Here is a 23,989-nt window from a genome sequence, read left to right as displayed (position 1 = left end):
ATCCGTTGACACGCGCACCCTTCGGACTAGGTCGTTTCGTGCCGCGTCGAGCTGCGGAGGAGACGAAGTCGATCGGGCAGATCTCCTCCCTCACCGCACCCGTCGGGGGGTTGCTCGCCGGAGGCGGTGTCCTCGTCACCCGGTTAGGCGAAGAGTTCGGCTAGTAGTTCTGGGCTGAGGGTTATGGAGGCGGGGCGGTAGGTGGGTGGCTCGGTGCCGGTCAGTTCGCGGACCAGGAAGTCCCAGGAGCGCTTGCGGACGTAGGCCAGGCAGTCGATCAGGGTGTGCTCGGCTCCGGGGACGATGAGTAGTTCGAAGTCCTTGTCTGCGGCAACGAGTCGGTCGGCGAGGCGGAGCGTGTGGTGTGGGTGGACCTGGTCGTCCATCTCGCCGTGGATGAGCAGGAGCTTGCCCGCCAGCCGGTCCGCGATGTCGACGTTGGAGGCGGCGGCCCAGGCCTCGGGGTTGTCGGCACCGTCGTACATCTCCGCGAAACCAAGGTTGAAGTAGCGGAGGTCGTGCGAGCCGGACATGGCGACTCCGGCCTTGTACACCTCGGGGAAGTCCAGCATCGCCCGCGCCGCCGCGAACCCGCCGCCAGAGTGACCGAACACGCCTGCTCGGTCCAGGTCCATCCACGGCCGGGTTTCGGCCAGCTGCTGCAGTGCCGTGACATGGTCGGCCAGCGAGCCCGCGTCGGCCACGTGGCCGTACGACGCATCGTGGAAGGACTTGCTCCGCCCAGGAGTGCCACGGCCGTCCAGCGCGATCACCACGAAGCCGAGCGCCGCAAGGGGTTCCGCGTCGAGACCCATGCCGCCGGGGTCGAAGCTCGGCGCGACCCGGTTGACCTGCGGGCCTGGATAGAGCGTGTCCACCACCGGATAGCGCTGCGCGGCGTCGAACCCCCGCGGCCGGTACAGGACGCCGTAGATGTCCGTCACCCCATCGGCCGCCTTCACGCGGAACCGTTCCGGCGCCGTCCACCCGGTTGCGGTGAGCTTGCTGCTGTCGGCGCGCTCCAGTTCGACCACCACCCGTCCGGTCCAGTCAAGGACACGCGACACCGGAGCGATGTCGACCGTCGACGCAGAGTCGATGAAGTACGCCGGGTTGGCCGCCAGCGTGACGATGTGGTCCAGCTCGTCGTCGGTGACCTTGGCGAAGCCCGTGCCGTCCAGTCCGACGCGGCACACCGTACGCCGGTACGGGTCATCGTCGACCAGCCCGGACGCGACGAAGTACACCACTCGCTCAGCCTCGTCGACGCGCAGGATCTGCCGCACCGCCCACTGCCCGGAGGTGACCTGCCCCAGCAGTTCGCCGGTGTGCAGGTCGTAGCGGTACAGGTGGCCCCAGCCGTCCCGCTGCGAGTACCACAGCACCTCGTCGCCCAGCACCTGCACGATTGGGGGCTCGAACGACCACTGGTTGGGTTCGACCCTGGTGTCTCCGGTCTCACTGAGCACAGTGGTGACCGCACCGGTGGTGGGGTCCAGCCGGTACAGGGTGAGCGTGCGGAGGTCGCGGGGCCGGTCGAGGTAGTACACCGCCGAGCCGTCCGGAGCCCACCACGCCCACTTGGCCATGATCGGGGACAACTGCGGCATCAGAAGCGGCTCGGTCTGTGCACGAACAACGGTGCCCTCGGCAACGTCCAGTACGACCAGCTCCGCCAGCGGCATGTGCTCGTCGCCGGGGTACGCGTAGCGCTGGGTGTGCAGGACCGGTGCGCTGCCATCAGCGGGCCTGGCCTCCACGAGGTGGGTCTGCCGGACGTTGCGCTCATCGGTCCGATGCGCCAGCACCTTCGACGAGTCGGGCGACCAGGCCACCGCGGGCGGCAGGTACGGCAGACCGATCTTGCGGAGCAGGGTGCTGTTGCCGGTGCTGGCCGGGCCGGCGCCGTACTGGTAGTCGGGCTCGCCGTCGGTGGTCAGCGCCCACTCGCGTCCGTCGGACAGCGAGCGCGCCCACAGGTCATGCCCCCGCCGGGACACCGCGACCTTGTTGTCGGGCGACGGCACCTCCAGCGGGTTGCCTGGCGGCGTGAACTCGGCCCGCTCGCAGGTGTAGGTGTCCAGGCTGCAGCGCCAGTACTCGCCGAAGGCGTCGAACTCAACGGCGTTCCCTGCGAGGGCGATGCCCATGAACGGAAGGGACTCAGGGTCGACCTCTTGCCCGGAGACGGCGGTCAGTGCGGCGGCGAGGCGGGCGTGGTCGAAGGCCGGTTCGCGAGTGCCCGCCTCCGGGTCGACCAGGACGAACCGCTTGCCGGCGCCGTTGCTCACGGCGTACCAGACCCGGGCGCCTCCGTCGATCCACTGCGGCCTGACCTTGTCGCCGACGACGAGCTCGCCGGGGCGGGCGGGCCGGCGGAGGAGCTGCTCCGCGGCCTGGTAGTCCTGCGTGGTGGTCATTGTCTGGGTTCCTTGTCGGTGATCGGTGCGGTTCAGAGGCTGTGGGCGGTGATGTCGCCCTGGGTGGTGGTGGCGTGGATGGTCAGGCCGGTCGTGTCGCCCGCGTTCTTGAGCGAGTTCTGGATCCGGCCGACGGTGGTGCCGGCGTCGAGGGAGGCGGAGACTCCGGCGGCGGTGCCGACCGACACGTTGCCGACCTGGGTGCGCAGTACGACGTCGCCGCGGACGGCCTCGGCGATCGTGATGTCGCCCTTCGAGGTGGTGATCTCCGCGGGGCCGTTGAGGCGGCCGAGCGAGACGTCACCGGCTTGCGTGGTGAGGCGGACGCTCGCGGCCTCGTCGATCTTGATCGGGCCGTGCGAGCTGTCGTACGCGACGTCGCCGAGGCGTCCGACGCCGCGGAACTCTGCGCTGGCGGCCTTGGCCTCGACGCCGGAACCGGCGGGGAGCTGGACGGTCACCTCGATGGATCCGGTGCTGCCGAGGATCTGGGTGGTCGTCGGGGCCTCGATCCGCAGTACGCCGTCGGCGTACTCGACCGTGGTCTGCTCCGCGAGCTTCACGTCGCGGCTCTTCGAGGCGTTCACCGGCCGGACGTCGACCGTGGTGTCGGAACGGTCGGCGGCGATGAACTGGACGCGTCCAGCGGGGATGTCGAGGACGGCGGTGATCGTGCTGGGGGTGTCGAACTTCTGCATCGTGCTGTCCTCCTGGACCCAGTGGTTTCTGACATCGGAAACGCTACGTTGCGTTTGGAGATCTGGCAACACGACCGTTGCGCAAAAACGACATCTATGCAGGTCAGAAGCCTATGATCGTTGCAACGGTTCTGTTTTTAACGCAACGTCCGCTGGAGCAGTCGTTGCGTTGGAAGGAAAGTAAACGCTATTGTGCCGGCGTCAGTGAACCTGAAGGGAGATCGTGATGCCGGGAGGCAGGCTCACGCAGCAACACCGCCAGCAGATCGCGCTGGGGCTGGCCGACGGGCTCGCGTACGCCGAGATCGCCAGGCGGCTCGACCGCCCGACCTCGACGATCACGCGTGAGGTGATGCGGAACGGCGGACCCACGGCGTACCGCGCCGACCTGGCTCACCGCGCCACCGAACGCCGCGCCCATCAGCGTAGGCAGGCCGCTCCCCGCGGGCAGCAGGCGCTCCCGCAGGCGCACGGACGTGATGCCGAGGCGGTGCGCGAGTACGAGGAGGCGTTCACGACCCTCGTGATGCAGTCGGGCCTGCCGAAGATGATGTCGCGGGTGCTGACAAGTCTGACCATCGCGGACGAGGGCAGTCTCACCGCGTCCGAGCTCGCGCAGCGCCTCCAGGTCAGCCCGGCGTCCGTCTCCAAGGCGAGCGCGTTCCTCGAGAGCCAGGGTCTGATCCGCCGGGAACGCGACGAACGCCGCCGCGAGCGGTACGTCGTCGACGCCGACGTCTGGTACCAGTCGATGATCGCCAGCGCCCGTTCCCACGCCCGGCTCGCCGAGACCGCACGCCAGGGCGTCACCGTCCTGGGCCCCGGCACCCCCGCCGCCGGCCGCCTCGAAAACATCGCCCGCTTCGTCGACTTCGTCGGCGAAAGCATCGCCCGAGCCGCCGAACAGGCCCGCGAGATCCTCTACACCCCCCCACCCAAACCCACCCCCCAAACCCCAGACCGCACCTAGACACCTGCCGCTGGCGGGTTGTTTGACCGATGACGCGCAACAACCCGCCAGCCGGCGCACAACCCGCCATCCACCTGGTGCCCGGTGGGCTGCGCACTCCGGGTGGTTCAGGTCGCGTCGTGGAAGACGAGGCCTAGGGTGTGGCGGTGGCCGGTGTGGATGGGGGAGACGCCGTGGCGGACGGGGGAGGCAGACCAGCCTCGGGTTGAGCGGACCGGGCGGTCGCGGGTGGTGAAGACGAGGCCATGGCCTTGGGGGATGAGGGTCGCCGTACCGCGGGACTGGGCGCGCGGGCGTTGTTCGACCAGGAGGAATTCGCCGCCGGTGTGGTCGGCACCAGGGTCGTTGAGGTTGATCACGACCTGCAGTGGGAAGACCTTGTCGCCGTACAGATCGCGATGCAAAGCGTTCCAGTCACCCGGACCGTACCGCAGCAGGATCGGCGTAGGCCGCGTCTGTCCGGCCTGGTGACACATCTCCAGCCACTCGTCCAACGTGTCCGGCCACTCCGCGTCCCGGCCGAGCTTGGCGTACCAATCCCTTGCTATCGGCAACAACCGCGGATACAGCGCCTGCCGCAACGCCTCCACCGCCTCGGGGAACGGCCGATCGAAGTACCGGTACTGTCCCTCACCGAACCGATGCCGAGCCATGTCGATCGTGGCCCGAAACCGCTGTACGTCGTCGTACAGCCGCGCGATCCCGCTCGCCTCGGTGGGCGTCAGCAGCCGCGGCAGCAACGCACACCCGAGATCGTTCACCCCGGCGGTCACCGCATCCCAGTCCGCCTTGGCCACTCGCTGTGCATATTTGTCCGTCATGACGATGGAACGGATCAGACCGCCGAGGTGTGAGTCAGTACGTCGAGTAGCTCCGGCATACTCCGCGCACTCGCGACACCGAGGCCCGCAACCGTGTTGGCGGCAGTGTCCTCGCTGTGGAACAACACCGGACGGAAGCCGGCAGCATGGGCAGCGGCAAGGTTGGTCGGCCGATCGTCCACCAGAGCCGTGCTCCCCGAGATCCCGGGATGTGCGAGCACGGCCTCGTACGCCGCCGCCGAGGGCTTGCGAGCACCGATCTCGGAGCTGACGAACCAGTGGTCGACGTACGGCTCGAGCCCGAAACGCCTGCGCAGGTGGGCGGACCACGGCCCTGCGTCGTTGGTCAGCACGAGCACCGTCACACCGGCCTCACGGAGCGACCGCAGCGTGTCGACCGTGCCGTCGGTCAATTGATGACGGCCGCAGTACTCGGCATCGGACGCCGACTGGCCAACACCCAGAGCCGCCCAGAACTCCTCCGTCGACAACTCGCCAAGGGTGCAGGCGCGGTACACCTGCCGGATCTCGGGCTCGCCCACCGTGCACCCTTGGTCGCGAAGGTAAGGGATCAGTACGCCGCTCACTACGTTCCCGTGCCGGTACAGCACGCCCATGGCGTCGAGGACGACGACACGCGCAGCCACTACTTGAGCACCTTGAAGCGGAAGTTCATGCGCTCCTGCGTGAGGACCTCGAGTTTGGTCGGCTCGACGCCGGGGCTGTCGTAGAAGCGCACGCCTTCGCCGAGCAGGACGGGGACGATGTGAAGGACGATCTCGTCGACGAGTCCGGCGTCGAGGCTCAGGCGGGGGACGGTTCCGCCGGTCACGACCAGGTTCTTGCCGTTCGCCGCCTTCAGGCCGTCGGCGACCACGTCGCGGATGTCACCGGACACGTAGGTGAACTCGGGGATCGGATTGGTCGCCGGGTCCTTGCGGGTGTAGACGAGGACCGCTCCGCTCCACACACCGCCGTACGGCCGGTTCTCGCCGACGCGGTCGATGAGCCGCCCGCCGCACAGGAACGCGCCGGTCGTGGCGATCACCTCGGCCGCCAGTTCGGACGGCTCGGTCTCGCCGAAGCTCCAGTCGAGATTGTCGGCGCGGTCTCCGATGAAACCGTCGAGGGACATGGTCATGTGCCAGACAACAGCGCCGGTCATGGTGATCTCCTTTCGGCTGCGCACCACCCTGCCGGGTCGAGAAGTATGCGTCCAATGCCAATACGCGCCCGGAATCATAGATACGATCGATCTATGCTCGATCTCGTCCGGCTGCGGGTGCTGGCCGCGGTCGCCGCGCACGGTTCGGTCACCGCGGCGGCCGAGGCACTGCACTACACCCAGCCCACTGTCAGTCATCACCTCTCCCGGCTGGAGGCCGCGACCGGCGCGAAGCTGGTCCAGAAGGCCGGACGGGGCATCCGCCTCACTCCCGAAGGTGAAATGCTCGCCCGTCGCGCCGCGGAGATCATCGGCCGGGTCGATGCCGCCGACGCCGAACTGGCCGAACGGATCGGACTGCAGACCGGCAAGGTCCGAGTGGGCTCGTTCAGTTCGGCGCTCAGCGTGCTCGTCCCACCGGCGGCGGCCGAGATCGGCCGCCGGTACCCGAACATCGAGCTGGAGCTCTCCGACGCTCATCCCGTCGTCGCGCACCAGCAGTTGCGCGAGGGGGCGATCGACCTCGCGATCGTCTTCCGCTACGACGATGCCACGCCGGACGACGGCATCCGCTACACCTACCTCCTCGACGACCCGGTGTACCTGCTGAGCCAGCGGAGCGGAGAGACGCTCACTGACCACCGGGACTCCGCCTGGATCGCGGGCTGCGTGAACTGCCGGCGGGAGCTGCTCGCCCACTGCGCCGACGCGGGGTTCACGCCTCGGATCGCCTACACCAGCGACGACATCGTCGTGGAGCAGGCGTTCGTCGCCGCCGGGCTCGGGGTCACGACCATGCCGGGCATGGCGTTGCGGTCTCATCTCGCCGAGGGCGTGCACGCCACCGAGCTCCCCGTCGTACGCCGGATCTATCTCGCGACGTACGGCGATCCGCCGGACCCGCCGGCCACCACGGCCTTCATCGAAGCACTGCGCAACGTCACGCCGCCGGAGCCGGTTGGAAGCACGGCGTGATGGGCACTGGAAGCACATGCTGGAGCGTGTCGGGCTGCGGTACGGCCAGATCTGGCGGACAGCCGCGGGGCTGCTGGCCGCCATCGGCGTCATCGCGTCCCTTGTCTTCGTGTCACCGGCGTCCAATCTGGTCGCCTTCCTGATCTCGGCCATCACGGTCGGTGCGGTGTACTTCAGTTTCGGGCTGGCGCGCGAGCTGCCGCCCGCGGAGCTGATCCGCGCGGCGCCACGCTGGGCCGGGCTCGGTGGGTTGTTGGTGCTGGCCGCCTGCGGGTACGGCGCGGCCGTGGGAGCCGAGACGCTGGTCCTGCTCGCACTCCTGATCGCGACGTCGCCGCCGATCATCGTACGCATCTGGCCGATGCCGAAACCGGCGCGGGAACCGGAACCGGACCGGCATCCCGACGTAGAGTCGATCGACGAGGGAACGATCGTTCAGCTGGACGTCGTACGGCCCACGCTGCGCGACCTGACGGACGAAGAACTCTGCCTGGCCTGGCGGCGGAGCTTCAAGCAACTGCAGAGTTCGACCGGGCGCGAGCTGCGACTCGGGGTGGCCGACGTCCGCCGGGCGTATCTGGACGAGCTCGAGCGACGGCAGCCCGAGGCGTTCGCCGCCTGGCTCGCCTCCGGTCCGCGCGCGGCCGGCGATCCGGCCAGGTTCTTCACGCATCGCGCCGAACACTGACCGCACACCTGGGGGAGCAGCAGACGGGAGAGCTGAGTGGCCAGCACCGACGAGGGCCGGAGTACGCGCACGTTCTTCGGGCAACCGCCAGTACTCGCGAACCTCTTCGGGGTCGAACTCTGGGAGCGGTTCTCCTTCTACGGTATGCAGGGCATCCTGCTCATCTACCTGTACTACCCGGCCGACCAGGGTGGACTCGGCATCGACGAGGGGACCGCCACCAGCATCGTCGGCGCGTACGGCGGCCTCGTCTACCTGTCCACGATCCTCGGGGCCTGGCTCGCGGACCGGGTCTTCGGTCCGGAACGAACCCTGTTCTACGCCGCGGTCGTGGTGATGCTCGGCCACATCGCCCTGTCGCTGCTCCCCGCCCTGGTCGGCGTCGCGGTCGGCCTGGTCCTGATCGCCCTCGGCAGCGGCGGGGTGAAGGCCAACGCCACCTCGCTGGTCGGCACGCTGTACGCCCCGGACGACGATCGCCGTGACGCCGGCTTCTCGATCTTCTACCTCGGCATCAACCTCGGTGCGCTCGCCGGTCCATTGCTGACCGGCCTGCTGCAGGAGAACGCCGGCTTCCACTACGGCTTCGCGCTGGCCGCCGCCGGGATGTTCCTCGGCCTCGTCCAGTACGGCGCGGGCCGCCGGCGGCTGAGCGGTGCCGCGCGAGTGGTGCCGAATCCGCTGACGCCCGACGTAGCGCGGCGGGTCGCCGTCGGCGCCGGGATCGTGCTGGTGGTCGTCGTGGTGATCCTCCTGACCGGAGTCCTGCCGGCGTCGAAGTTCGCGACCGCCGTCGCGGTCGTCAGCGCGGTCGCGGCGGTCATCTACTTCGCCGTCATCCTCGGCAGCGGGCAGGTGACCGATGTCGAGCGCAGCCGGGTTGTTGCCTTCATCCCCTTGTTCGTGGCGAGCGCTGCGTTCTGGTCGCTGTACCAGCAGCAGTTCACCGTGGTCACGATCTACTCCGACCAGCGGCTGGACCGCAACCTCTTCGGCTGGGAGATGCCGGTGTCGTGGGTGCAATCCATCAACCCGGTGATGATCATCGTGCTGTCCGGCGCGTTCGCCGCGTTGTGGACGAAGCTCGGACCGCGGCAGCCGTCGACGCCGGTCAAGTTCAGCCTCGGTCTGGCGGTGATGGGGATCGCGTTCCTGCTGTTCCTGACGATGGCCGGTGGCGGTCCGAACAGCGCGCCGCTGCTCGGACTCGCCGGCATCCTGCTGGTCTTCACCATCGCCGAACTACTGATCTCGCCGGTCGGCCTGTCCCTGTCGACCAAGCTCGCGCCGGAGGCGTTCCGGACCCAGATGGTGGCGTTGTTCTTCCTGTCCGTGGCCCTCGGTACGGCGCTGTCCGGCGTACTGGCGAAGTTCTACAGCACCGACCACGAGTCGACGTACTTCGGTGTCATCGGTGCGGTGGCGATCATGCTCGGGGTTGCCCTGATGATCGCGGTGAAGCCGATCCGGCGGCTCATGAGCGGCGTGCACTGAACGCCGTCCGCAGGTCGGCTCCGATGAGCTCGACCGCATGCCGCCCGGCGGACAGTACGGCGGGGAAGTTCAGGAAGGCGTGCATGGTGTCGGCGTACTCGACCAACCGGTTGGGTACGCCGTCCCGAGCGAGTCGACTCGCGTAGTTGCGGGCGTCGTCCCGGAGTGGATCACGACCGGCCGCGAGCAGGAGCGCCGGCGGTAGACCGGCCAGCGATTCGGCCCGCAGCGGTACGGCGGTCGCGGGCAACTCGCCGGCCGGGAAGTACTGCGCCGCCGACCACGGGTCGGCGGCGATGCTGAGGAACGTGCCGTCGAAGAGGCGCACCGACTCGGTGTCCTGGTCGTGGTCCAGAGTGGGATAGCAGAGGATCTGTCGGTCAGGGACTGGCTGGCCTTCGTCCCGCGCAAGCACGCAGGCACCAGCGGCGAGGGCGGCGCCGGCACTCTGACCACCGACTGCGATCCGGCCGTCGCCGTTGAGGTCGGACGTGTGCTCGCGCAACCAGGCCAAGGTGTCGAGGACGTCGTGGAGCCCTGCAGGGTAAGGGTCTTCAGGCGCGAGGCGATAGTTGAGTGAGACAACGATGACGTTGCCTGCGGCAGCGATCCCGGAGGTCGCGTACTCGATGTCGCGCAGGTCGCCGCCGATGAACCCGCCGCCGTGCAACCACAACAGCACCGGCCTCGGCCCGGCCGCGAACCGATAGACCCGCGCACGCAGTGTGCGTCCCGGAAGGTCGATGGTCAGGTCTTCGGCACTGGTGCGTGGGTCCTGCTCGCCGGCCAGCTCCGGGTCGGGAAGCTCTTGCCGGTCGAGCCGGAGTGTCTCGTACGGATCGAGGTCCGGACCGGCCGGTTCGGCGGCGAAGCGCTCGAGCAGTGCGTCCGTCTCGGTGTTGAATGCGGGCAGATCCACGATTTCGATGCCCTCGGCAATGGTGTTCATGCCGGCACCGCCGCCGGTGTGAGGTGACGAGCCGCATGGGAGAACAGGAAGCCGTCCGGGGTGGTGCAGACATACTCGGCCAAAGCACCGATACCCCCGTCGAACCCACCGCCCGTCGAAGCATCCGCCCACGACGCCTCGTCGTACTGCTCGATCTCGCCGAGGAACGCCGCGCCGACGCTGTGGAAGCGATGCAGGAGCAGATCGGAGGGGATGTGCCGGCCCGCCTCGACCCCGCCGACATTGAGCGCGCTGCCGATCTCCGCCGTCTCCCAGCGCGGGTCGAGGCTCCAGTGCAGCCGGCCTGCCTTGGCCTCGCAGAGCACAGCGAGGTTGATCTCGTCCCACATCAGGATGTGCGCGGTCAGGTCGTGCAGTGAGTCGCAGAAGTGCCCTAGCGGTCCAGCGGTCACTCGGTACGGCGCCCGCAGTTCGGTCTCGGTCAGTCCGTCGATCCGTTCCAGCAACAACCGCTGGTCCGCACGAATCAACCGCGCGGCCTCGGCCGGCGATGTTGTCGGTGTACGCATGCGCTCAGCCAAGCAGGACATCCGCCGTACCTCGCGTGGATTGAGCGAAATCCTCAATCCACCTCAGCGCCTCCGGGCGGTCGGTGGTCAGTCCTGGGCGAGGCGGGTGAGGAGGTGGTGGAGGGTGGATTGTTCTTCGGGGGTGAGGCGGGCGACGAGGGTGACCATGGCGTCGCGGCGGGTGCGGCGGATGGTGGTGAGGACCTCGGTGCCGGCGGGCGTGAGGGTGACCAGGGTGGCGCGGCGGTCGCCCGGGTCTGGCCGGCGGGCGACCAGACCGGCGGATTCCAGGTCGTCGACGACGGAGGTCGCGGAGCGCGGGACGATGCCGAGTTGGGTGGCGAGCTCGCTCAGCCGGAGGGCGCGGTCGGCCTGGTCGAGGGTGCGCAGCAGCCGGAACTGGCCGTGGGTGACGCTGGCTCCGACGCCGTCCTTCGTCGCGCGGCGCTGACGGCGAACGATGCCCTCGAGCAGCGCCGCGATCTGTTCAGCGGTGTCTTCCGATGCGTGCACGAACTGAGCCTAGTGGTGAGCCGGGAGGTGCGGGATTTGTGAGCTTAGCTCATAGTGAGCTAACCTCAGTATATGTCGTCCCCGACCGAAAGGCTCCGATGTCACAGATCTCCGGACTTCCGGGCGCGGGAGCCGGCGGCGGTCGCGCCATGCGATCGCTGCTGAAGGACTCCTCCGTCCGCCACCACAAGCTCACTGCGGGCACCCTGCGCCGCATCATGACGTTCGCCCGTCCCTACCGCGGCTATCTGGCCGTGTTCCTCGTCCTCGTCGCCTTCGACGCCGGCACCGGCGCCGTCACCCCCTTGCTCTTCCGCGCGATCATCGACCGCGGCATCGTCCCGGGCCACGCCCAGGTAGTCGTGTGGCTGTCCCTCGTGGTCGCGCTGCTCGCCATCGCCAACAGTGCGATCACGCTGGCGGAGCGCTGGTTCTCGTCCCGGATCGGCGAAGGACTCGTCTACGACCTGCGCACTGCCGTGTTCGACCACGTCCAGCAGATGCCGGTCGCCTTCTTCAGCCGCACCCAGACCGGTGCACTGATCCAGCGCCTGAACGGCGACGTCCTCGGCGCCCAGCAGGCGTTCACCTCAACTCTGTCGAACGTGGTCAGCAACGTGCTCAGCGTCGTTCTCGTGCTCGGCGCCATGTTCGTCATGTCGTGGCAGATCACTCTGCTCGCCCTCATCTTGCTGCCGCTGTTCGTACTGCCCGCCCGGCTGATCGCCGGCCGGTTGCGCGAGGCGACCGCCGAGACCTACCGGCTGAACGCGACCATGGCCCAGACGATGACCGAGCGGTTCAACGTCGCAGGCGCCGTACTGGCCAAGGTCTTCGGCCGGACCCAGGACTCCTCCCGTGACTTCGCCGGTAAGGCCGCGCAAGTGCGCGACATCGGCGTCACCACCTCGATGTACGCCGGAGTCTTCCGCGTCTCGCTCACCTTGGTCGCGGCCCTCGCGGTCGCCCTTGTGTACGGCGTCGGCGGAGTCTTCGCGGTAGAAGGGGCGCTCGGGATCGGCACGGTCGTTGCCCTGACCGCCTACCTCACCCGGCTGTACGGCCCGCTGACCGCGCTCTCCAATCTCCAGGTCGATGTGATGACCACGCTGGTCAGCTTCGAGCGCGTGCTCGAGGTGCTCGACCTCCCGCCAATGGTTGCCGACCGCAAGGATGCGAAGGAACTGCCGCCGACGGTCGAGCCGTCGATCGAGTTCGACCACGTCTCGTTCCACTACCCGTCGGCCGCGGAGGTGTCACTCGCCTCGCTGGAGTCGGTCGCCACGCTGTCCGCCGAGACCGGCGAAGAGGTCCTCAAGGAGGTCAGCTTCACCGTCGAACCCGGCCAGATGGTAGCCGTCGTCGGCCCGTCCGGCGCCGGCAAGACCACCCTGTCGTCGCTGGTCTCCCGGATGTACGACGTCACCGACGGCGCGATCCTGGTCGGTGGGCGCGACGTCCGCGAGGTGACCCAGAGCTCACTGCGATCCGTCATCGGCGTGGTGACCCAGGACTCGCACATGTACCACGACACCATCCGCGCCAACCTCTTGCTCGCCCGCCCGGAAGCAACCGAGGCGGAGCTGCAGACGGCCCTCGAGGCCGCGCAGATCGCGACCCTGGTGAACAGCCTGCCCGACGGCCTCGACACCGTGGTCGGCGATCGCGGGTACCGGCTGTCCGGCGGTGAACGTCAGCGTCTCGCGATCGCCCGGCTGCTGCTCAAGTCGCCGTCGATCGTCATCCTCGACGAGGCGACGGCCCACCTCGACTCCGAGTCCGAGGCCGCGGTCCAGGCCGCGCTCGCCAACGCGCTGGTCGGGCGTACGTCGCTGGTGATCGCGCACCGGCTGTCGACGATCCGCAACGCCGACGTCATCCTCGTCCTGGACGAGGGCCGGATCCGCGAACGCGGCACCCACGAGCAGCTCCTCGCCGCAGGCGGGCTCTACTCCGAGCTCTACACGACCCAGTTCACCAAGGCCGCCTAGGTCGCGGTCTCCAGCCGTAGCCGGCGGAGTTCCGGCTCGGCCGGACCGGCCACTCCGGTCACGAGCAGCGCGAGCCCGGCCCAACCCGGTGGGATCCACAGCAGGTCAGGATCTCCGCCGGCGAAGGCCGGGCGTTCGCCTGCCCACACCCGCCCGATGCACTCGCCGGACGCCCACGCGGTCACCCGGACCTGCACACCTTCCGGCCGGAGCAGATAGCCGGTATCGGAAGCCGGCAAGTCCACGTCCAGCCACGCTTCCTCACCCGGCCGCAAAACCAGCGGCAGTACGACGTCCTGTCCCGGCCCACCGCGACCGGCAAAGGCGGTCAGCAACTCGTCGTCCTGGACAGCACACGTCCAGCCCGTGACCGGCTCCAGACTGAGCAGCTCGGCGCGGAGACGCCCGCCACTCGGGTCATGCGGCACGGTCACCGAGATCTGCTTGGTCCCGGCCGGTAGCAGCATCCACGGATTCTCGGCGTGGACCGTGGTCGGCTCACCGTCGTCCACGGACACCGCGATCGGCACGTGGGCGCCGTGCAGGTGCAGAGCGGAAGTGGTTTCAGCGGCGATCGGTCGCGTGTAGGTGACCGGCGTACCCACCTGCGTGCTGCTCCAGCCGGTGAGAACTCGCGTCGGCGCAGGGTCGCCCGCCCAGTGGCCCTCGACCGTCCACAACGCTGAGATGTCTTTGGTCCCGACGACTGTCCAGAGACCGCCCAGACCGCGGAGCGCACCGAGCCGGAGTGCCGGCAGCCGGGCGTCGTCGAAGTTGGCGTGACCCCAGATCTCCACAGTGGCTCGGATGTCGCCACTGAGTCCGCGTACGTCGATCCGCCGGGTGGCGCCGAATCCTGCGAACGTGTGAAGCCTGCCGCCGATCGATAGGTCGACAATGTCGGCCGCACCCACCAGCAGCAGCTCGTCGGTCAGTTCCGCCGTGGTCGTGTAGCTCCCGCGGCCGCGATAGACACCGAGCGACTCCAACGTGGGCGCCGGCTCATGCGTGCCCGCTGGGATCTCCGGTGCTGCCGCGGCCCGTCGTCGTACCTCGGAAACCTCTTGCGACAGAGGACTCTCAGGAGGCGCGACATCAGGTCGCGACTGCACAGTGATGCTGAGCCCGTCGACGACCTCGGTCGACCCGGCCTCGACCTCCGCAGACCTGTTGCCGACGACAACAGTCACCGGCACCGCCGAGCAGAACACCAGGCTGTCGTCCGCCAGCTCCACCACATCCGCCGAAGCCAACGTCAGCGTCCTGTCTCCCAACGGCAGATCGAGCAGCATCAACGGACACGAGTCCGCCGCGACCGCCACCGACACCCCGTTGACCACCGCGCGCCCGTCGCTGCGGCCGAGATTCGGTACGGCGACCAACCGCCCACCACCATCCAGTTCGAGGACCCCCGGAGCCGAGCTCGTCGAGAAGTCGGCCGTCACCTCGACAGACGGTCCAGGCGTCGCAAGCGCCAGCCGCGATCCCAGTGCATCGAGCACCAACGAGAGCACCTGCGCCTCGGCGTACTCAGGCCGCTCTACCCCCGTCGACGACACATACCCGCCGAAGTCGTAGCTGTGGCTCATGAAGTTCCCCGGCTTACCCCAGTTCCCACTCGACGGTGTGTACCCGAAGTCCCAGCCTGACGCCTGCAGGTACGGCGCGAGCAGGGACGCACCACTGGCCAGCAGCCGCCGCAGGGTCCGGTGCCGCCGGTTCGTCTCGGTGATCAGCAACGGCAGCCCGCGGTCCGCGAGCAGATCGGCGTACCGGCGTACCTCGGGCTCGATGTCCGGCGAGTCGTCGTTCGGATAGAAGTTGCACGCAGGTACGACGTCCGCCACGTTGCCGGTGGCACCGAAGACATCACCCTGACCGGCGCAGGCGATCAGCGGCACGGTGATGCCGTGGGCAACCGCCTGGTCCCGCAGGGCGGTGACGTACCCGGGCCGGTCCTCGCAGTCGAAGAAGTCCAGCTCGTTCTCCAGTTGGACCATGATCACGGAGCCGCCGGCGCCGTGCTGGCGAGCGGCCAGGATCGCCAGCACCTGGTCGAACCAGGCCGTCACGGCGGCCAGGAAGCCCGGCTGGTTGTCGCGGATCCGCAGCGACGGATCGAGCCCGAGCCAGGCCGGGAGCGCGCCGCCGTCCCACTCCGAGCAGATGTACGGCCCGGGCCGGGCGATCACGTGCAGCCCGGCGTCGTACGCGAGATCCAGGAACGCGGCGACATCGCGCCGGCCCTCGAACGACCACCGGCCGGGCGCGAGCTCGTGGAAGTTCCACGGCAGGTACACGTCGATGCAGGTGTACCCCGAGGCCCGGACCTGGTCGAGTCGCGCCCGCCACTGCTCCCGGGGCAACCGGAAGTAGAAGAGGGACGCACACAGCACGACCCGCGGTTCGCCGTCGATGCGGATGCCCCGGGCATCCAGTTCCACTGAACTCATGGAGCCAACAAGATCAGAGTCGGCCGGTGGTCGCCAGGTGCCGTCTTGCACCGTGGCGCCGGCGCGACGGAGGGTGGGGGCGTGAACCTCGTCATCGGAGTCGACATCGGCACCGGCAGTACCAAGGCCGTCCTCACCACCACCGACGGCACAGTGCTAGCCGTTGCGCGGCGGGACCACGCGCCGAGCCTGCCGCGACCAGGCTGGGCGGAGATGGACGCCGAACGCGACTGGTGGGGTGACGTCGCAAAGGTGCTGAACGAGCTGACCTCGACGCATCCGGGCGACCGGATCGCGGCCGTCTGCGTCTCCGGCCTCGGACCATGCGTCGTCCAAACCGACGAACAACTCCACCCGCGACGGCCGGCCATCCTGTACGGCGTCGACAGCCGCGCGACCGTGGAGATCGACGAGATCACCGCACAGCTCGGCGCGGACGAGATCCTGCAACGCTGCGGTAAGGATCTGTCCAGCCAAGCGATCGGTCCGAAACTGGTGTGGTTGCGCCGGGAGGCCGGCGAGGCGTGGCGACCACAGGACCGGTGGTTCAGCGCGCACACGTACGTCGTCGCGCGGCTGACCGGGGAGTGGGTGCTCGACCACCACACCGCCAGCCAGTGCGACCCCTTCTACGACATCCACACGCAGGGCTGGGCGACCGACTGGGTCGAGCAGGTGCTGCCGGGTCTGGCCCTGCCACGCCTGGTGTGGCCTTCGGAGCAGGTCGGTGTGGTCAATGCCGACGCGGCTTCAGCGACTGGACTCGCCGAGGGGACTCCGGTCGTCGCGGGCACAGTCGACGCGTGGGCCGAGGCCTTCAGCGTCGGTGTACGACGTCCTGGCGACCTGATGCTGATGTACGGCTCCACCATGTTCTTCGTGCAGGTGCTGACCACGCCGACGAGTGTGCGCGGGCTCTGGACGACCTCTGGGGTCGAGCGGTCAACCCACACCTTGGCTGCCGGTATGGCGACGTCCGGCACGATCACCACCTGGCTGCAGGACCTGACCGGCGGTGTGCCGTTCGAGACACTGGTCTCCGAGGCAGCCGCCGTTCCCGCGGGAAGCGAGGGGCTGGTGATGCTGCCGTACTTCAGCGGGGAGCGTACGCCGATCTACGACCCGCTCGCGCGTGGCGTGATCGCCGGACTGACTCTGCGCCACGGACGTGGCCATTTGCTGCGAGCGGCGTACGAGGGAATCGCTTGTGGCGTGCGGCAGATCGTGGAGTCCTTCGAGGAGGCGGCTGGCCGGCCGGCCCGCATCGTCGCGGTCGGCGGCGGTACGCAGGGCGGACTGTGGACGCAGATCGTGAGTGATGTGAGCGGTCTGGTCCAGCAAGTGCCCGCAGAGACGATCGGAGCGTCGTACGGCGATGCACTGCTTGCGGCGATCGGGGTCGGTCTGGTGCCGCCGGAGACGGACTGGGCCCGGCTGGATCACACGATCCAGCCGGATCCATCGACAGCGTCCGTCTACGCCAGCCTCTTCCAGACGTACGGCGAGCTGTACCCGGCGACTCGCAGTCAGGTGCACCGGCTGGCCCGCTCGGTGGAGTCGTCAGGTGACGTCGCTGATGTGGAGCACGGTGCCGTTGGGTAGGTCGCGGTCGAGCAGCGACCAGATGGACCGGGCGACATCCTCCGGTTTGGCGAGCAGGCCCTGGGCGTCCAGCTCACGGAAGTGCTGGGCGTCCGGCACCTGGTCTTCGGTACTGGCGCGCAGCTCCGCCTGCATGTCGGTGTCGACTGCGCCGGGAGACACCGAGATCACCCGGCAGTACGGACTTCGGCGGTCCTGCTCCAGCCCGACCGTTCGCACCCACTGATCGATCCCGGCCTTGCCGGCGCAGTAGCTCGACTCGCCTTCGTGCGGGTTCTTGGCCGCGCCCGACGACACCATGATCAGGTGCTGGTGGTACGGCTTCCCGGCGACCGCCTGCAGGAAGGCCTGCCCGAGGACCTGCGCCGAGGCCGAGTTGAGCAGCACGTTGCGCGTGTACTCCTCGGTGTCGACCCGACCGGCCGACCCCAGCGGGGTCAGTGTGCCGGCGTTGTGGATGAACACCACCGTGTCCCCGTCGAAGGTGGACAGCCGCCGGTCGAAGTCGTCGGCCACCACCGGCCAGGACGCCGGATCGGCCAGATCCACGGCCACGTGAAACGCCCCCGGCGTCCCGCCGCGCCGGGAGATGTCGACCAGATCCGCGTCGAACGGAATCGTCGCCGCCAACGCCGCCCCGAGTCCGGCCGATGCACCGGAGATCCACACCAGCATCCGCCCCAGCGGATTCATTGCTTCACGCCCGAAGGCAGGCAAAACTCACTCATAGCAGTTCCCCCCTGCGGCGCCCGGACGGTGCGCTGCCACGCAGCCTACGACGCGATGCCCTCCGGATCGAAGCGTTCCCGGCAGGTTTCTGTCCTGAGCAACCCGTCGTTCAACCGGAGTTGCGGACGGTGACCCGACCGGGAACGATGGGTCAACCGTGAACGAGGACATGTACACGCCGACCGCCGCCGCGATTGCGGAAGCCTTCGCACTCGGTGAGCCACTCGGCGACCTGGTCCTGGTCCGACGCGGCGACACCGACACGTGGCGGCTCGAGACGGTGACCGGCAGCTACTTCGTGAAGGGCTACTGGTCCTCGACCGCGCAGTTCACGCCCGGTGGCCTGACCGATCAGCTCGAGGTGGCGATGGCGTTCGAGAACCGGGCGCTGGCCGCGGGCATCGACCAAGCCGAGCCGATCGCGCCGGTCGATCCCGTGCTCGGCTGGATCACCCGCATCAACGAGCGTCTCTTCCGCGTCTACCGCTGGGTCGAGAGCCGCCCGCTGGCCGCGGACGACGACATCACCGAGTGGCTCGGCCGCACCCTGGCCCAGGTCCACCAGTTGCAACCGGTGGGCGCGTCCGGCCTACCGGACTGGTGGCGTACGGCGCTCGGCCCGCGCGCCGACTGGGAGAATTGGTTCACCGCGGCGCAGGAGCGCGGTAAGGAGTGGGCAGACCTGGCGTGGGACCGGTTCCCCCTGATCCTCGATCTGACCGACCGCATCCGGAACGTCTGCGAGCTCGCTCCGGACTGCGTCGTGACGCACGGCGACTTCAAGACCCACAACCTCTTGAACACGCCGGATGGTCCGGTCCTGGTCGACTGGGACAGTGTCCGCGTCGACAGCGCTGCACTGGAGGCCGCGCGCGTCGCCTACATCTTCGCGGCCGGCAAGCAAGAACCGATCACCAGCATCCTGACGGCGTACACGGCAGCAGGCGGCGACGTCAGCTGGCCCGGCGAAGACCTCTTCTTGAGCGAGTCCCGCCACGACCTCCATGTCCTGTTCGAGCACGTGTTGGTCTGCCTCGGCGAGCTCGCACCAGCCCGCTGGATGACCGACCCCGAGCAGACGGCTACCAAGCTGCTCACCGAGTTCCCCGGCAAGCTCGCCGGCCTGCGGAGCCTGGTGGGCTAGAGGTCGTCGATCTCGTCCGGGCGAACCAGACCGTCTTCGATCGCGCGAGCGAGCAGAGCCGCCTTGCCCGCGGCGTGCCGGCCGACCTGCCCGTACTTGATTCGTGCTCGGTCGATGTACTGCTTCACGGTCGTCTCGCGGATTCCCATCCGCTCGGCCACCGCGGCCTTCGACCGGCTCTGGAACCACAGCAGCAACGCCGTCCGTTCCTGCGGCGCGAGCCGGGGGCGCTGATCGGCGACCATCACACCGGCCATCGCGGGAGGAACTGCGGGCCGGTCGTGCGCGGTCGCGACGATCGCGTCGACCAGGTGGCGCGGTCCCTCCTGCTTGGTGACGTAGGCAATGGCTCCGGCGTCGAGGGCGGCTCGCACCATCTCCTCGCCGGAGTGCTGGGAGAACACGATGACTCGGCGTCCGCCGTCGGCGAGTCCGGCGATCGCGTCGATCATCAACCGGCCCTCGAGTTCGAGATCGAGCAGGATCACGTCCGCCTGCCGACCGGCGCCGTGGACCGCTGCGTCGAGGTCCGGCCCAGCCGAGACGATCCGGACCCGAGCGGCCGCGTCCTGGCCGATCCAGGTCCGGACGCCTTCGATCACCACCGGATGATCGTCGACCACGGCTACCGTCACTGATGCTGCCATCTGGCCTCCAGCCACAGGGGATCCGGTCGTCCGGCCTGATCGCCGACCGCCGACACGATCACTTCGTCCGGGCCGCCGTACACCGTGACGCGGGCCCAGGTGCTCGAGGCGACGAGTGCTTCGATCGCCGGCTCGGTGAGGATGCGGCGGGCCTCGAGCGGGAGCTCCGGCAACGGGCCGGCCGTCGCGAGCTCGACCAAGACGCCGCGGCGCTCGGCGACGTTCGCACAGGCCCGCACCTCGTGCAGCAACGGATCGGGTACGTCGTCGGACTCGGCGAACAGTCGCCGGAGCCGGGCCGCCTCGATTGCGCAACGGCGCTGTACGTCGGGAGAGTCCGGGTCGAGCGAACCGTTCGCAAGGCCGTCGAGCAGTGGCGCGACCTGGCCGCGGAGCGACTCGTAGCGTTCCCGGCGGGCTTCGTGCAGAGCGTCGGCGACCTCGCGGTCAGCACTTGACTCGGCTCGCTGCGCCGTCGCGAATCCCGCCACCGCGGCCGCGTCGTCGAGCGCACGAGCCGCGAGCAGCACCGCCGACGGGACCAGTACGCCGCCCGCGCAGGCGATCACCAGGAAGCGCGCGATCACGGTCAGGTCGATGTGGTGGTCGGTGAGCAGCAGGACCGACAGGTTCAGCAGGATGTTCGCGAGGAAGACCACGGCGAACGCGATCAGCCGCTCGCGCAGCATCAGCAGGACACCGATCAGTACGACGTCGCCGAAGGCCCAGTTCGCGGCGCCGGTGATCTGGTCGCCGGGAACCATCGAGACCGCTAGAGCGCCCGCCGCGATGACCGCCGCTGCCGACCGCCACCAGTGAGCGAAGGCCGGTCGGCCGGTCAGCAATCTGATCGAGCCGTGCACCAACAGTGCCGCGAGCAACGCCCAGGCGACGAGCTCGGCGCCGGTCGCGCGATAGAGCCCGGCGCTGAGGACGAGTGACGGCAGCACGTAGACGACATGCCAGACCCCGACGATGACCACGACGCTGATGTCGAGTGCGCGAGCGAGGCCGGACCGGATCCTCGCCGCTTGATCACCCTCGCCGGTCACCGTCACCCCACCGCAGGACGACCTGGGTGCCACCGGCCGGCATCGACAAGACCTCGGCCACTCCGCCGACATCGGCCATCCGTCCCAGGATCGACTCCCGGACCCCGCGACTGTGCGCGCCGATCGCCCGTACGTCGAAGCCGCGGCCGCGATCGCGGATGTCGACGCGCAGCCGCCCCGCTCTGTCGACCGAGACTCCGACACTGGCGGCGTCGACTCCGGAATGCCGTACGACGTTCCGCAGCGCCTCGCCGACGCACGCCGAGATCGCGGCGGCGACGTCCGCGCGGACGGACACCACGGGCAGCGCGGCGGCAATGTCCAGGTCGGCGGCTTCGGTCTCGATGACGGAACGCAGCCTGTCGTCGAGGCGCTCCTGCCGATCGGTCCGGGACGGCCCGGTCGACAGCGCGCGCAACGCCGCGGCGTCTGATGCGGCCCGCGCGTGCAGGATCGCGGAGCCCGAACGGACCGAGCCAGAGCCGACCATCGTCAACGTCGCGAGTGCGGTGTCATGCAACTGGCGGAAGTGTTCGCGTTCGTCGGCGCGTCGGGCCGCTGCCACTTGTGCGTCCCGGTCCTGCTCGGCTTGGCGCTCGCACTCGAGCTCAGCCGCGCGTCCGGCACGACGTACCAGCTGGACTGTGGCGGCCGCCAGGCCGGTCTGGATCACCAGGATGCCGGCGCCGATCAGCATCGACGGCTGGAAGTTTGTCGCAAGTGATTGACCCAGGGCGTCGGCGGCGCTGATGAGTACGCCGATCGGCACGCCGACGGCCGGGCGGAGTCGAAGTTGCGCGAGGAGGACCGCCGCGGTGGCGATCGGCAGCAGCCAGGCGGAGCTGTTCGGGAGCTCGGCGGCCGAGACCAGATGGCCTTGTAGTAGAAGGATCGCGCAGACGATGAGGCTGTCGGCAACGACCAGGCGGTGCGTCAGTCCGTGCCGGACCACGACCGACAGGAAGAGCAGGCACCACACGGCGAGTCCGCCGAGGACCGGCACGAGCCACAGTGGTGCGACCGGTGGCGCGAGACTCAGGACGGCCGCGATGGCGCCGAGGCCGACGGTCCCGAGCCGCAGCGCCAGGCCGTAGACAGCCGCGAAACGATCCAGTGCGCGATCAGGAGCGCCGCGTTCCAAGGCCAGATCCTCCGGCACCGGCGCGCGTGAAACTGAGGCTCTCGCATCAGCGAGAAGCCTGTTTGTGTCGATCAACATCCCCCCATGCGGTTCCCTGCCGCAGCAATACCTTGCCCGCCGGAATCGCGACCGTCAACAACACAGAGCGACGGAATGACCTCCGTTCGGAGGTCCCTCGCCGTACCGGCCGGCTCGTACCGTTCGAGGCGGGGGAACGGCAGCCGAGTCACAGCTGCAAGGGGAGAGATGACTCGGCGCAAGATCAGCAGTCGATGGATGGTGGGGACGAGCTCCGCACAAATTTCGATGCCGCAAGCAATGAGTTGTACTGAGGGGGATGGATGACGTTTGATGTGCTGTGTGTGAAGGGGTTGGGGGACGGTGGGGACGAGACGATGTTCCCGGGGTTGGATGGGGGTGGGAAGGTCAACCAGGAGTTGCTGGATGGGGATTCGGCGCAGCAACTGGTGGCTCGGGCGATCGCGGTGCGGGATGTGGGTGGGGGGAAGGCGCGGACCGTTGTCGAGGTGCGGGAGATTCGGGCCGAGGTGTGCATCACCGACGCACGAGTGATCCTGCTGTGCTCGAAGTACGACAAGGGCGGCGGCTGGGTCGGCAGTCCCGGTACGGCGCTGATGCTCAACGCGGTCAGCAAGCTCAGGGCGGCGCGCCGCAGCCGCGGCACCGCGCTGGTCGGGCACATCCGCTACCCGTGGCTGATCTCGGTCGGCTTCAGCCCGAAGCAGGGCTGGCTCGACGAGGAGGTACTGCGCCTGGTCGTTCGCGACGGTACGGCGGACCCGACGAGGCTGCTCGTGGTCGACCTCAACCTGCCCAAGGAGACCGACTCAGGCGCCGTCGCCCGCGCGATCATGCTGCGTGCGGTGCAGTACCGCACGACGCACGAGACGCTGACCGACGACGAACTCGCCGGCTTCCGGCAACTCGCCGAGTCACCCGAGCTCGCCCGGCCGCAACCGAAGAAGTTCGCGGTCTACGCGATGCCGACGTCCTGGCAGGCCAAGCCCGCGACCGCCTACCCGCGGACGGTGTGACGCCGATGCTGACAGCGATCATCGTTGTTTGCTACCTGATCACCATCGCCGCGGTGATCGACGCCATACGACGTCCGTCGTACGCCTGGGTCGAGGCCGACCGGAACCGCGCCTACTGGATCAGCGGTCTCGTCTTCGGTCTGTTGTTCCTGCCGGTCGGGATCCTGCTGGCGATCGCGTACGCGGCCGGCGTCCTGCCCAGGATGACCGAATCCACCGGATCCGACGCCTTCCGGAGGCGGCCATGAAGCTGCGCATCCTGGCCACCGTGCTGGTCCTGGGCCTGGCCGCGACCGGCTGCGGCGACGACGCGCCGAACACCGGCGCGGTCGCGGCCCAGACCACCGCACCGACACCAACCGAGAGCCCGACCGCTACTGAGACCACCCCAACCGAGACGATCCCGACGGACACACCGTCCGTTGATTCACCGAGTGAGGAACCGAGCGAACCCGAAGACAGCGAGAAGCCGGCCGTGCTGCCACCCGAGGCTGCCAACCGCCCGCTGACGCTGAGCAGCATCTTCAAGTACCCGGACGGTTGGCGCGACGGCCGGTACGACGTTGCCGACCGCAAACAGGCGACCGGGATCGGCGGCACCCTCAACGGGTGCGGAGACTCCTACGGCCAGGTCCTCGAGCTTCGGCTGGCGAACAACTTCAGCAAGATCAAGCTCGAGTTCGGCGAGAGCAACTCGTCGGAGAGCTCCGAGCAGATCCTGCAGGTTCGCCTCGACGGCAACAGTCAGTACATCGACCAGAAGACCGTGAAGCTGAACCAGATCGCGGCCTTCGACCTGCCGGTACAGAAGGTGAACGCGCTCAAGATCAGCTTGTCGCTGAAGGACTCCGACGGCTGTGGGAGCGGTGAGGTGGAGGCCGTGCTGATGAACATGGTGCTGTCCTGAACACGCAGTCCACCTCCGGCGGCACGACGAAGCTCTGGCCCTTCG

Annotated in this window: 23 protein-coding genes; 10 read left to right on the top strand and 13 right to left on the bottom strand. The window is 68.7% G+C overall.

What is annotated here, in order from left to right; translation table 11 throughout:
• Positions 1-143: 143 nt before the first annotated feature.
• Positions 144-2,420, bottom strand: coding sequence for a S9 family peptidase (locus E0H75_RS31785; RefSeq protein WP_131517399.1), 2,277 nt, complete (start codon positions 2,418-2,420; stop codon positions 144-146).
• Between the two features lie 32 nt (positions 2,421-2,452).
• Complete coding sequence (locus tag E0H75_RS31780) at positions 2,453-3,118, bottom strand: DUF4097 family beta strand repeat-containing protein (RefSeq protein ID WP_131517398.1); 666 nt, start codon at positions 3,116-3,118, stop codon at positions 2,453-2,455.
• 226 nt (positions 3,119-3,344) lie between these two features.
• On the opposite strand from E0H75_RS31780, the gene E0H75_RS31775 reads away from it, so the two are divergent.
• Positions 3,345-4,088 (top strand): helix-turn-helix domain-containing protein, encoded by a 744-nt coding sequence (locus tag E0H75_RS31775; protein ID WP_131517397.1) that lies wholly within the window; start codon positions 3,345-3,347, stop codon positions 4,086-4,088.
• A gap of 107 nt (positions 4,089-4,195) precedes the next feature.
• Here the strand turns inward: E0H75_RS31775 and E0H75_RS31770 are convergent, their stop codons facing one another.
• From E0H75_RS31770 to E0H75_RS31760, 3 genes are read right to left on the bottom strand one after another with little or no spacing between them, the layout of a single operon-like run.
• The gene (locus E0H75_RS31770) at positions 4,196-4,909 is read right to left on the bottom strand and encodes a 2OG-Fe(II) oxygenase (RefSeq protein WP_131517396.1); all 714 of its coding nucleotides are present in this window, start codon (positions 4,907-4,909) and stop codon (positions 4,196-4,198) included.
• A gap of 14 nt (positions 4,910-4,923) precedes the next feature.
• Positions 4,924-5,556, bottom strand: a complete 633-nt coding sequence (locus E0H75_RS31765; protein WP_131517395.1) for an HAD family hydrolase — start codon at positions 5,554-5,556, stop codon at positions 4,924-4,926.
• On the bottom strand, positions 5,556-6,074 hold the full coding sequence (locus E0H75_RS31760) for a dihydrofolate reductase family protein (RefSeq protein ID WP_165554166.1): 519 nt from the start codon (positions 6,072-6,074) through the stop codon (positions 5,556-5,558). The genes E0H75_RS31765 and E0H75_RS31760 overlap by 1 nt, the downstream gene beginning before the upstream one ends.
• A 93-nt stretch (positions 6,075-6,167) precedes the next feature.
• Here E0H75_RS31760 and E0H75_RS31755 point away from each other — a divergent pair, with 93 nt between their 5' ends.
• The 3 genes from E0H75_RS31755 to E0H75_RS31745 are packed head-to-tail and all read left to right on the top strand — an operon-like array spanning position 6,168 to position 9,231.
• Positions 6,168-7,049 (top strand): LysR family transcriptional regulator, encoded by an 882-nt coding sequence (locus E0H75_RS31755; protein ID WP_131517393.1) that lies wholly within the window; start codon positions 6,168-6,170, stop codon positions 7,047-7,049.
• 16 nt (positions 7,050-7,065) lie between these two features.
• Positions 7,066-7,737 (top strand): hypothetical protein, encoded by a 672-nt coding sequence (locus E0H75_RS31750; RefSeq protein WP_131517392.1) that lies wholly within the window; start codon positions 7,066-7,068, stop codon positions 7,735-7,737.
• A 36-nt stretch (positions 7,738-7,773) separates the two neighbouring features.
• The gene (locus tag E0H75_RS31745) at positions 7,774-9,231 is read left to right on the top strand and encodes a peptide MFS transporter (RefSeq protein ID WP_131517391.1); all 1,458 of its coding nucleotides are present in this window, start codon (positions 7,774-7,776) and stop codon (positions 9,229-9,231) included.
• On the opposite strand, the gene E0H75_RS31740 is transcribed toward E0H75_RS31745, so the two are convergent.
• The 3 genes from E0H75_RS31740 to E0H75_RS31730 form a co-directional block, all read right to left on the bottom strand.
• The gene (locus tag E0H75_RS31740) at positions 9,212-10,180 is read right to left on the bottom strand and encodes an alpha/beta hydrolase (protein ID WP_131517390.1); all 969 of its coding nucleotides are present in this window, start codon (positions 10,178-10,180) and stop codon (positions 9,212-9,214) included. The genes E0H75_RS31745 and E0H75_RS31740 overlap by 20 nt on opposite strands.
• Positions 10,177-10,710 carry a hypothetical protein gene (locus tag E0H75_RS31735; RefSeq protein WP_131517389.1) on the bottom strand — a complete coding sequence of 178 codons (534 nt, stop codon included), beginning with the start codon at positions 10,708-10,710 and terminating at the stop codon, positions 10,177-10,179. The genes E0H75_RS31740 and E0H75_RS31735 overlap by 4 nt, the downstream gene beginning before the upstream one ends.
• An 87-nt stretch (positions 10,711-10,797) precedes the next feature.
• Positions 10,798-11,223, bottom strand: a complete 426-nt coding sequence (locus E0H75_RS31730) for a MarR family winged helix-turn-helix transcriptional regulator (protein ID WP_131517388.1) — start codon at positions 11,221-11,223, stop codon at positions 10,798-10,800.
• A 149-nt stretch (positions 11,224-11,372) separates the two neighbouring features.
• On the opposite strand from E0H75_RS31730, the gene E0H75_RS31725 reads away from it, so the two are divergent.
• Positions 11,373-13,214, top strand: coding sequence for an ABC transporter ATP-binding protein (locus E0H75_RS31725; RefSeq protein ID WP_238163371.1), 1,842 nt, complete (start codon positions 11,373-11,375; stop codon positions 13,212-13,214).
• Here E0H75_RS31725 and E0H75_RS31720 read toward each other — a convergent pair.
• Entirely contained in the window at positions 13,211-15,667 is a 2,457-nt protein-coding gene (locus tag E0H75_RS31720) for a beta-galactosidase (protein ID WP_131517386.1), read from the bottom strand. The genes E0H75_RS31725 and E0H75_RS31720 overlap by 4 nt on opposite strands.
• 81 nt (positions 15,668-15,748) lie before the next feature.
• On the opposite strand from E0H75_RS31720, the gene E0H75_RS31715 reads away from it, so the two are divergent.
• A complete protein-coding gene (locus E0H75_RS31715) occupies positions 15,749-17,269 on the top strand; it encodes an FGGY-family carbohydrate kinase (protein WP_131517385.1) in 1,521 nt (506 codons plus the stop codon).
• Here the strand turns inward: E0H75_RS31715 and E0H75_RS31710 are convergent.
• Positions 17,228-17,962, bottom strand: coding sequence for an SDR family NAD(P)-dependent oxidoreductase (locus E0H75_RS31710; RefSeq protein ID WP_131517384.1), 735 nt, complete (start codon positions 17,960-17,962; stop codon positions 17,228-17,230). The genes E0H75_RS31715 and E0H75_RS31710 overlap by 42 nt on opposite strands.
• A 193-nt stretch (positions 17,963-18,155) precedes the next feature.
• On the opposite strand from E0H75_RS31710, the gene E0H75_RS31705 reads away from it, so the two are divergent.
• Positions 18,156-19,142, top strand: a complete 987-nt coding sequence (locus E0H75_RS31705; RefSeq protein WP_131517383.1) for an aminoglycoside phosphotransferase family protein — start codon at positions 18,156-18,158, stop codon at positions 19,140-19,142.
• Here the strand turns inward: E0H75_RS31705 and E0H75_RS31700 are convergent.
• The 3 genes from E0H75_RS31700 to E0H75_RS31690 are packed head-to-tail and all read right to left on the bottom strand — an operon-like array spanning position 19,139 to position 22,000.
• Positions 19,139-19,789, bottom strand: coding sequence for a response regulator transcription factor (locus E0H75_RS31700; RefSeq protein WP_131517382.1), 651 nt, complete (start codon positions 19,787-19,789; stop codon positions 19,139-19,141). The genes E0H75_RS31705 and E0H75_RS31700 overlap by 4 nt on opposite strands.
• A complete protein-coding gene (locus E0H75_RS31695) occupies positions 19,774-20,841 on the bottom strand; it encodes a hypothetical protein (RefSeq protein WP_131517381.1) in 1,068 nt (355 codons plus the stop codon). The genes E0H75_RS31700 and E0H75_RS31695 overlap by 16 nt, the downstream gene beginning before the upstream one ends.
• Positions 20,825-22,000: a sensor histidine kinase gene (locus tag E0H75_RS31690; RefSeq protein WP_165554163.1), complete on the bottom strand. Its 1,176-nt coding sequence runs from the start codon at positions 21,998-22,000 to the stop codon at positions 20,825-20,827. Before E0H75_RS31690 ends, E0H75_RS31695 begins: the two co-directional genes overlap by 17 nt.
• Before the next feature lie 323 nt (positions 22,001-22,323).
• On the opposite strand from E0H75_RS31690, the gene E0H75_RS31685 reads away from it, so the two are divergent.
• From E0H75_RS31685 to E0H75_RS31675, 3 genes are read left to right on the top strand one after another with little or no spacing between them, the layout of a single operon-like run.
• Positions 22,324-23,037, top strand: coding sequence for a hypothetical protein (locus E0H75_RS31685; protein WP_131517379.1), 714 nt, complete (start codon positions 22,324-22,326; stop codon positions 23,035-23,037).
• A gap of 5 nt (positions 23,038-23,042) precedes the next feature.
• Complete coding sequence (locus tag E0H75_RS31680) at positions 23,043-23,285, top strand: hypothetical protein (RefSeq protein WP_131517378.1); 243 nt, start codon at positions 23,043-23,045, stop codon at positions 23,283-23,285.
• A complete protein-coding gene (locus E0H75_RS31675; RefSeq protein WP_131517377.1) occupies positions 23,282-23,944 on the top strand; it encodes a hypothetical protein in 663 nt (220 codons plus the stop codon). Before E0H75_RS31680 ends, E0H75_RS31675 begins: the two co-directional genes overlap by 4 nt.
• Positions 23,945-23,989: the final 45 nt, after the last annotated feature.

This window comes from Kribbella capetownensis (assembly GCF_004331485.1).
GTDB classification, from domain to species: domain Bacteria; phylum Actinomycetota; class Actinomycetes; order Propionibacteriales; family Kribbellaceae; genus Kribbella; species Kribbella capetownensis.
The sequence above is the reverse complement of the archived record's forward strand: the minus strand, read 5'-3'. Positions and strand labels throughout refer to the sequence as shown.

Coding starts and splice junctions, on each gene's coding strand:
- E0H75_RS31785 (WP_131517399.1), bottom strand. CDS start 2,420: ATGACCACCACGCAGGACTACCAGGCCGCGGAGCAGCTCCTCCGCCGG.
- E0H75_RS31780 (WP_131517398.1), bottom strand. CDS start 3,118: ATGCAGAAGTTCGACACCCCCAGCACGATCACCGCCGTCCTCGACATC.
- E0H75_RS31775 (WP_131517397.1), top strand. CDS start 3,345: ATGCCGGGAGGCAGGCTCACGCAGCAACACCGCCAGCAGATCGCGCTG.
- E0H75_RS31770 (WP_131517396.1), bottom strand. CDS start 4,909: ATGACGGACAAATATGCACAGCGAGTGGCCAAGGCGGACTGGGATGCG.
- E0H75_RS31760 (WP_165554166.1), bottom strand. CDS start 6,074: ATGACCGGCGCTGTTGTCTGGCACATGACCATGTCCCTCGACGGTTTC.
- E0H75_RS31755 (WP_131517393.1), top strand. CDS start 6,168: ATGCTCGATCTCGTCCGGCTGCGGGTGCTGGCCGCGGTCGCCGCGCAC.
- E0H75_RS31750 (WP_131517392.1), top strand. CDS start 7,066: ATGCTGGAGCGTGTCGGGCTGCGGTACGGCCAGATCTGGCGGACAGCC.
- E0H75_RS31740 (WP_131517390.1), bottom strand. CDS start 10,180: ATGAACACCATTGCCGAGGGCATCGAAATCGTGGATCTGCCCGCATTC.
- E0H75_RS31735 (WP_131517389.1), bottom strand. CDS start 10,710: ATGCGTACACCGACAACATCGCCGGCCGAGGCCGCGCGGTTGATTCGT.
- E0H75_RS31725 (WP_238163371.1), top strand. CDS start 11,373: ATGCGATCGCTGCTGAAGGACTCCTCCGTCCGCCACCACAAGCTCACT.
- E0H75_RS31720 (WP_131517386.1), bottom strand. CDS start 15,667: ATGAGTTCAGTGGAACTGGATGCCCGGGGCATCCGCATCGACGGCGAA.
- E0H75_RS31710 (WP_131517384.1), bottom strand. CDS start 17,962: ATGAATCCGCTGGGGCGGATGCTGGTGTGGATCTCCGGTGCATCGGCC.
- E0H75_RS31700 (WP_131517382.1), bottom strand. CDS start 19,789: ATGGCAGCATCAGTGACGGTAGCCGTGGTCGACGATCATCCGGTGGTG.
- E0H75_RS31685 (WP_131517379.1), top strand. CDS start 22,324: ATGACGTTTGATGTGCTGTGTGTGAAGGGGTTGGGGGACGGTGGGGAC.
- E0H75_RS31680 (WP_131517378.1), top strand. CDS start 23,043: ATGCTGACAGCGATCATCGTTGTTTGCTACCTGATCACCATCGCCGCG.
- E0H75_RS31675 (WP_131517377.1), top strand. CDS start 23,282: ATGAAGCTGCGCATCCTGGCCACCGTGCTGGTCCTGGGCCTGGCCGCG.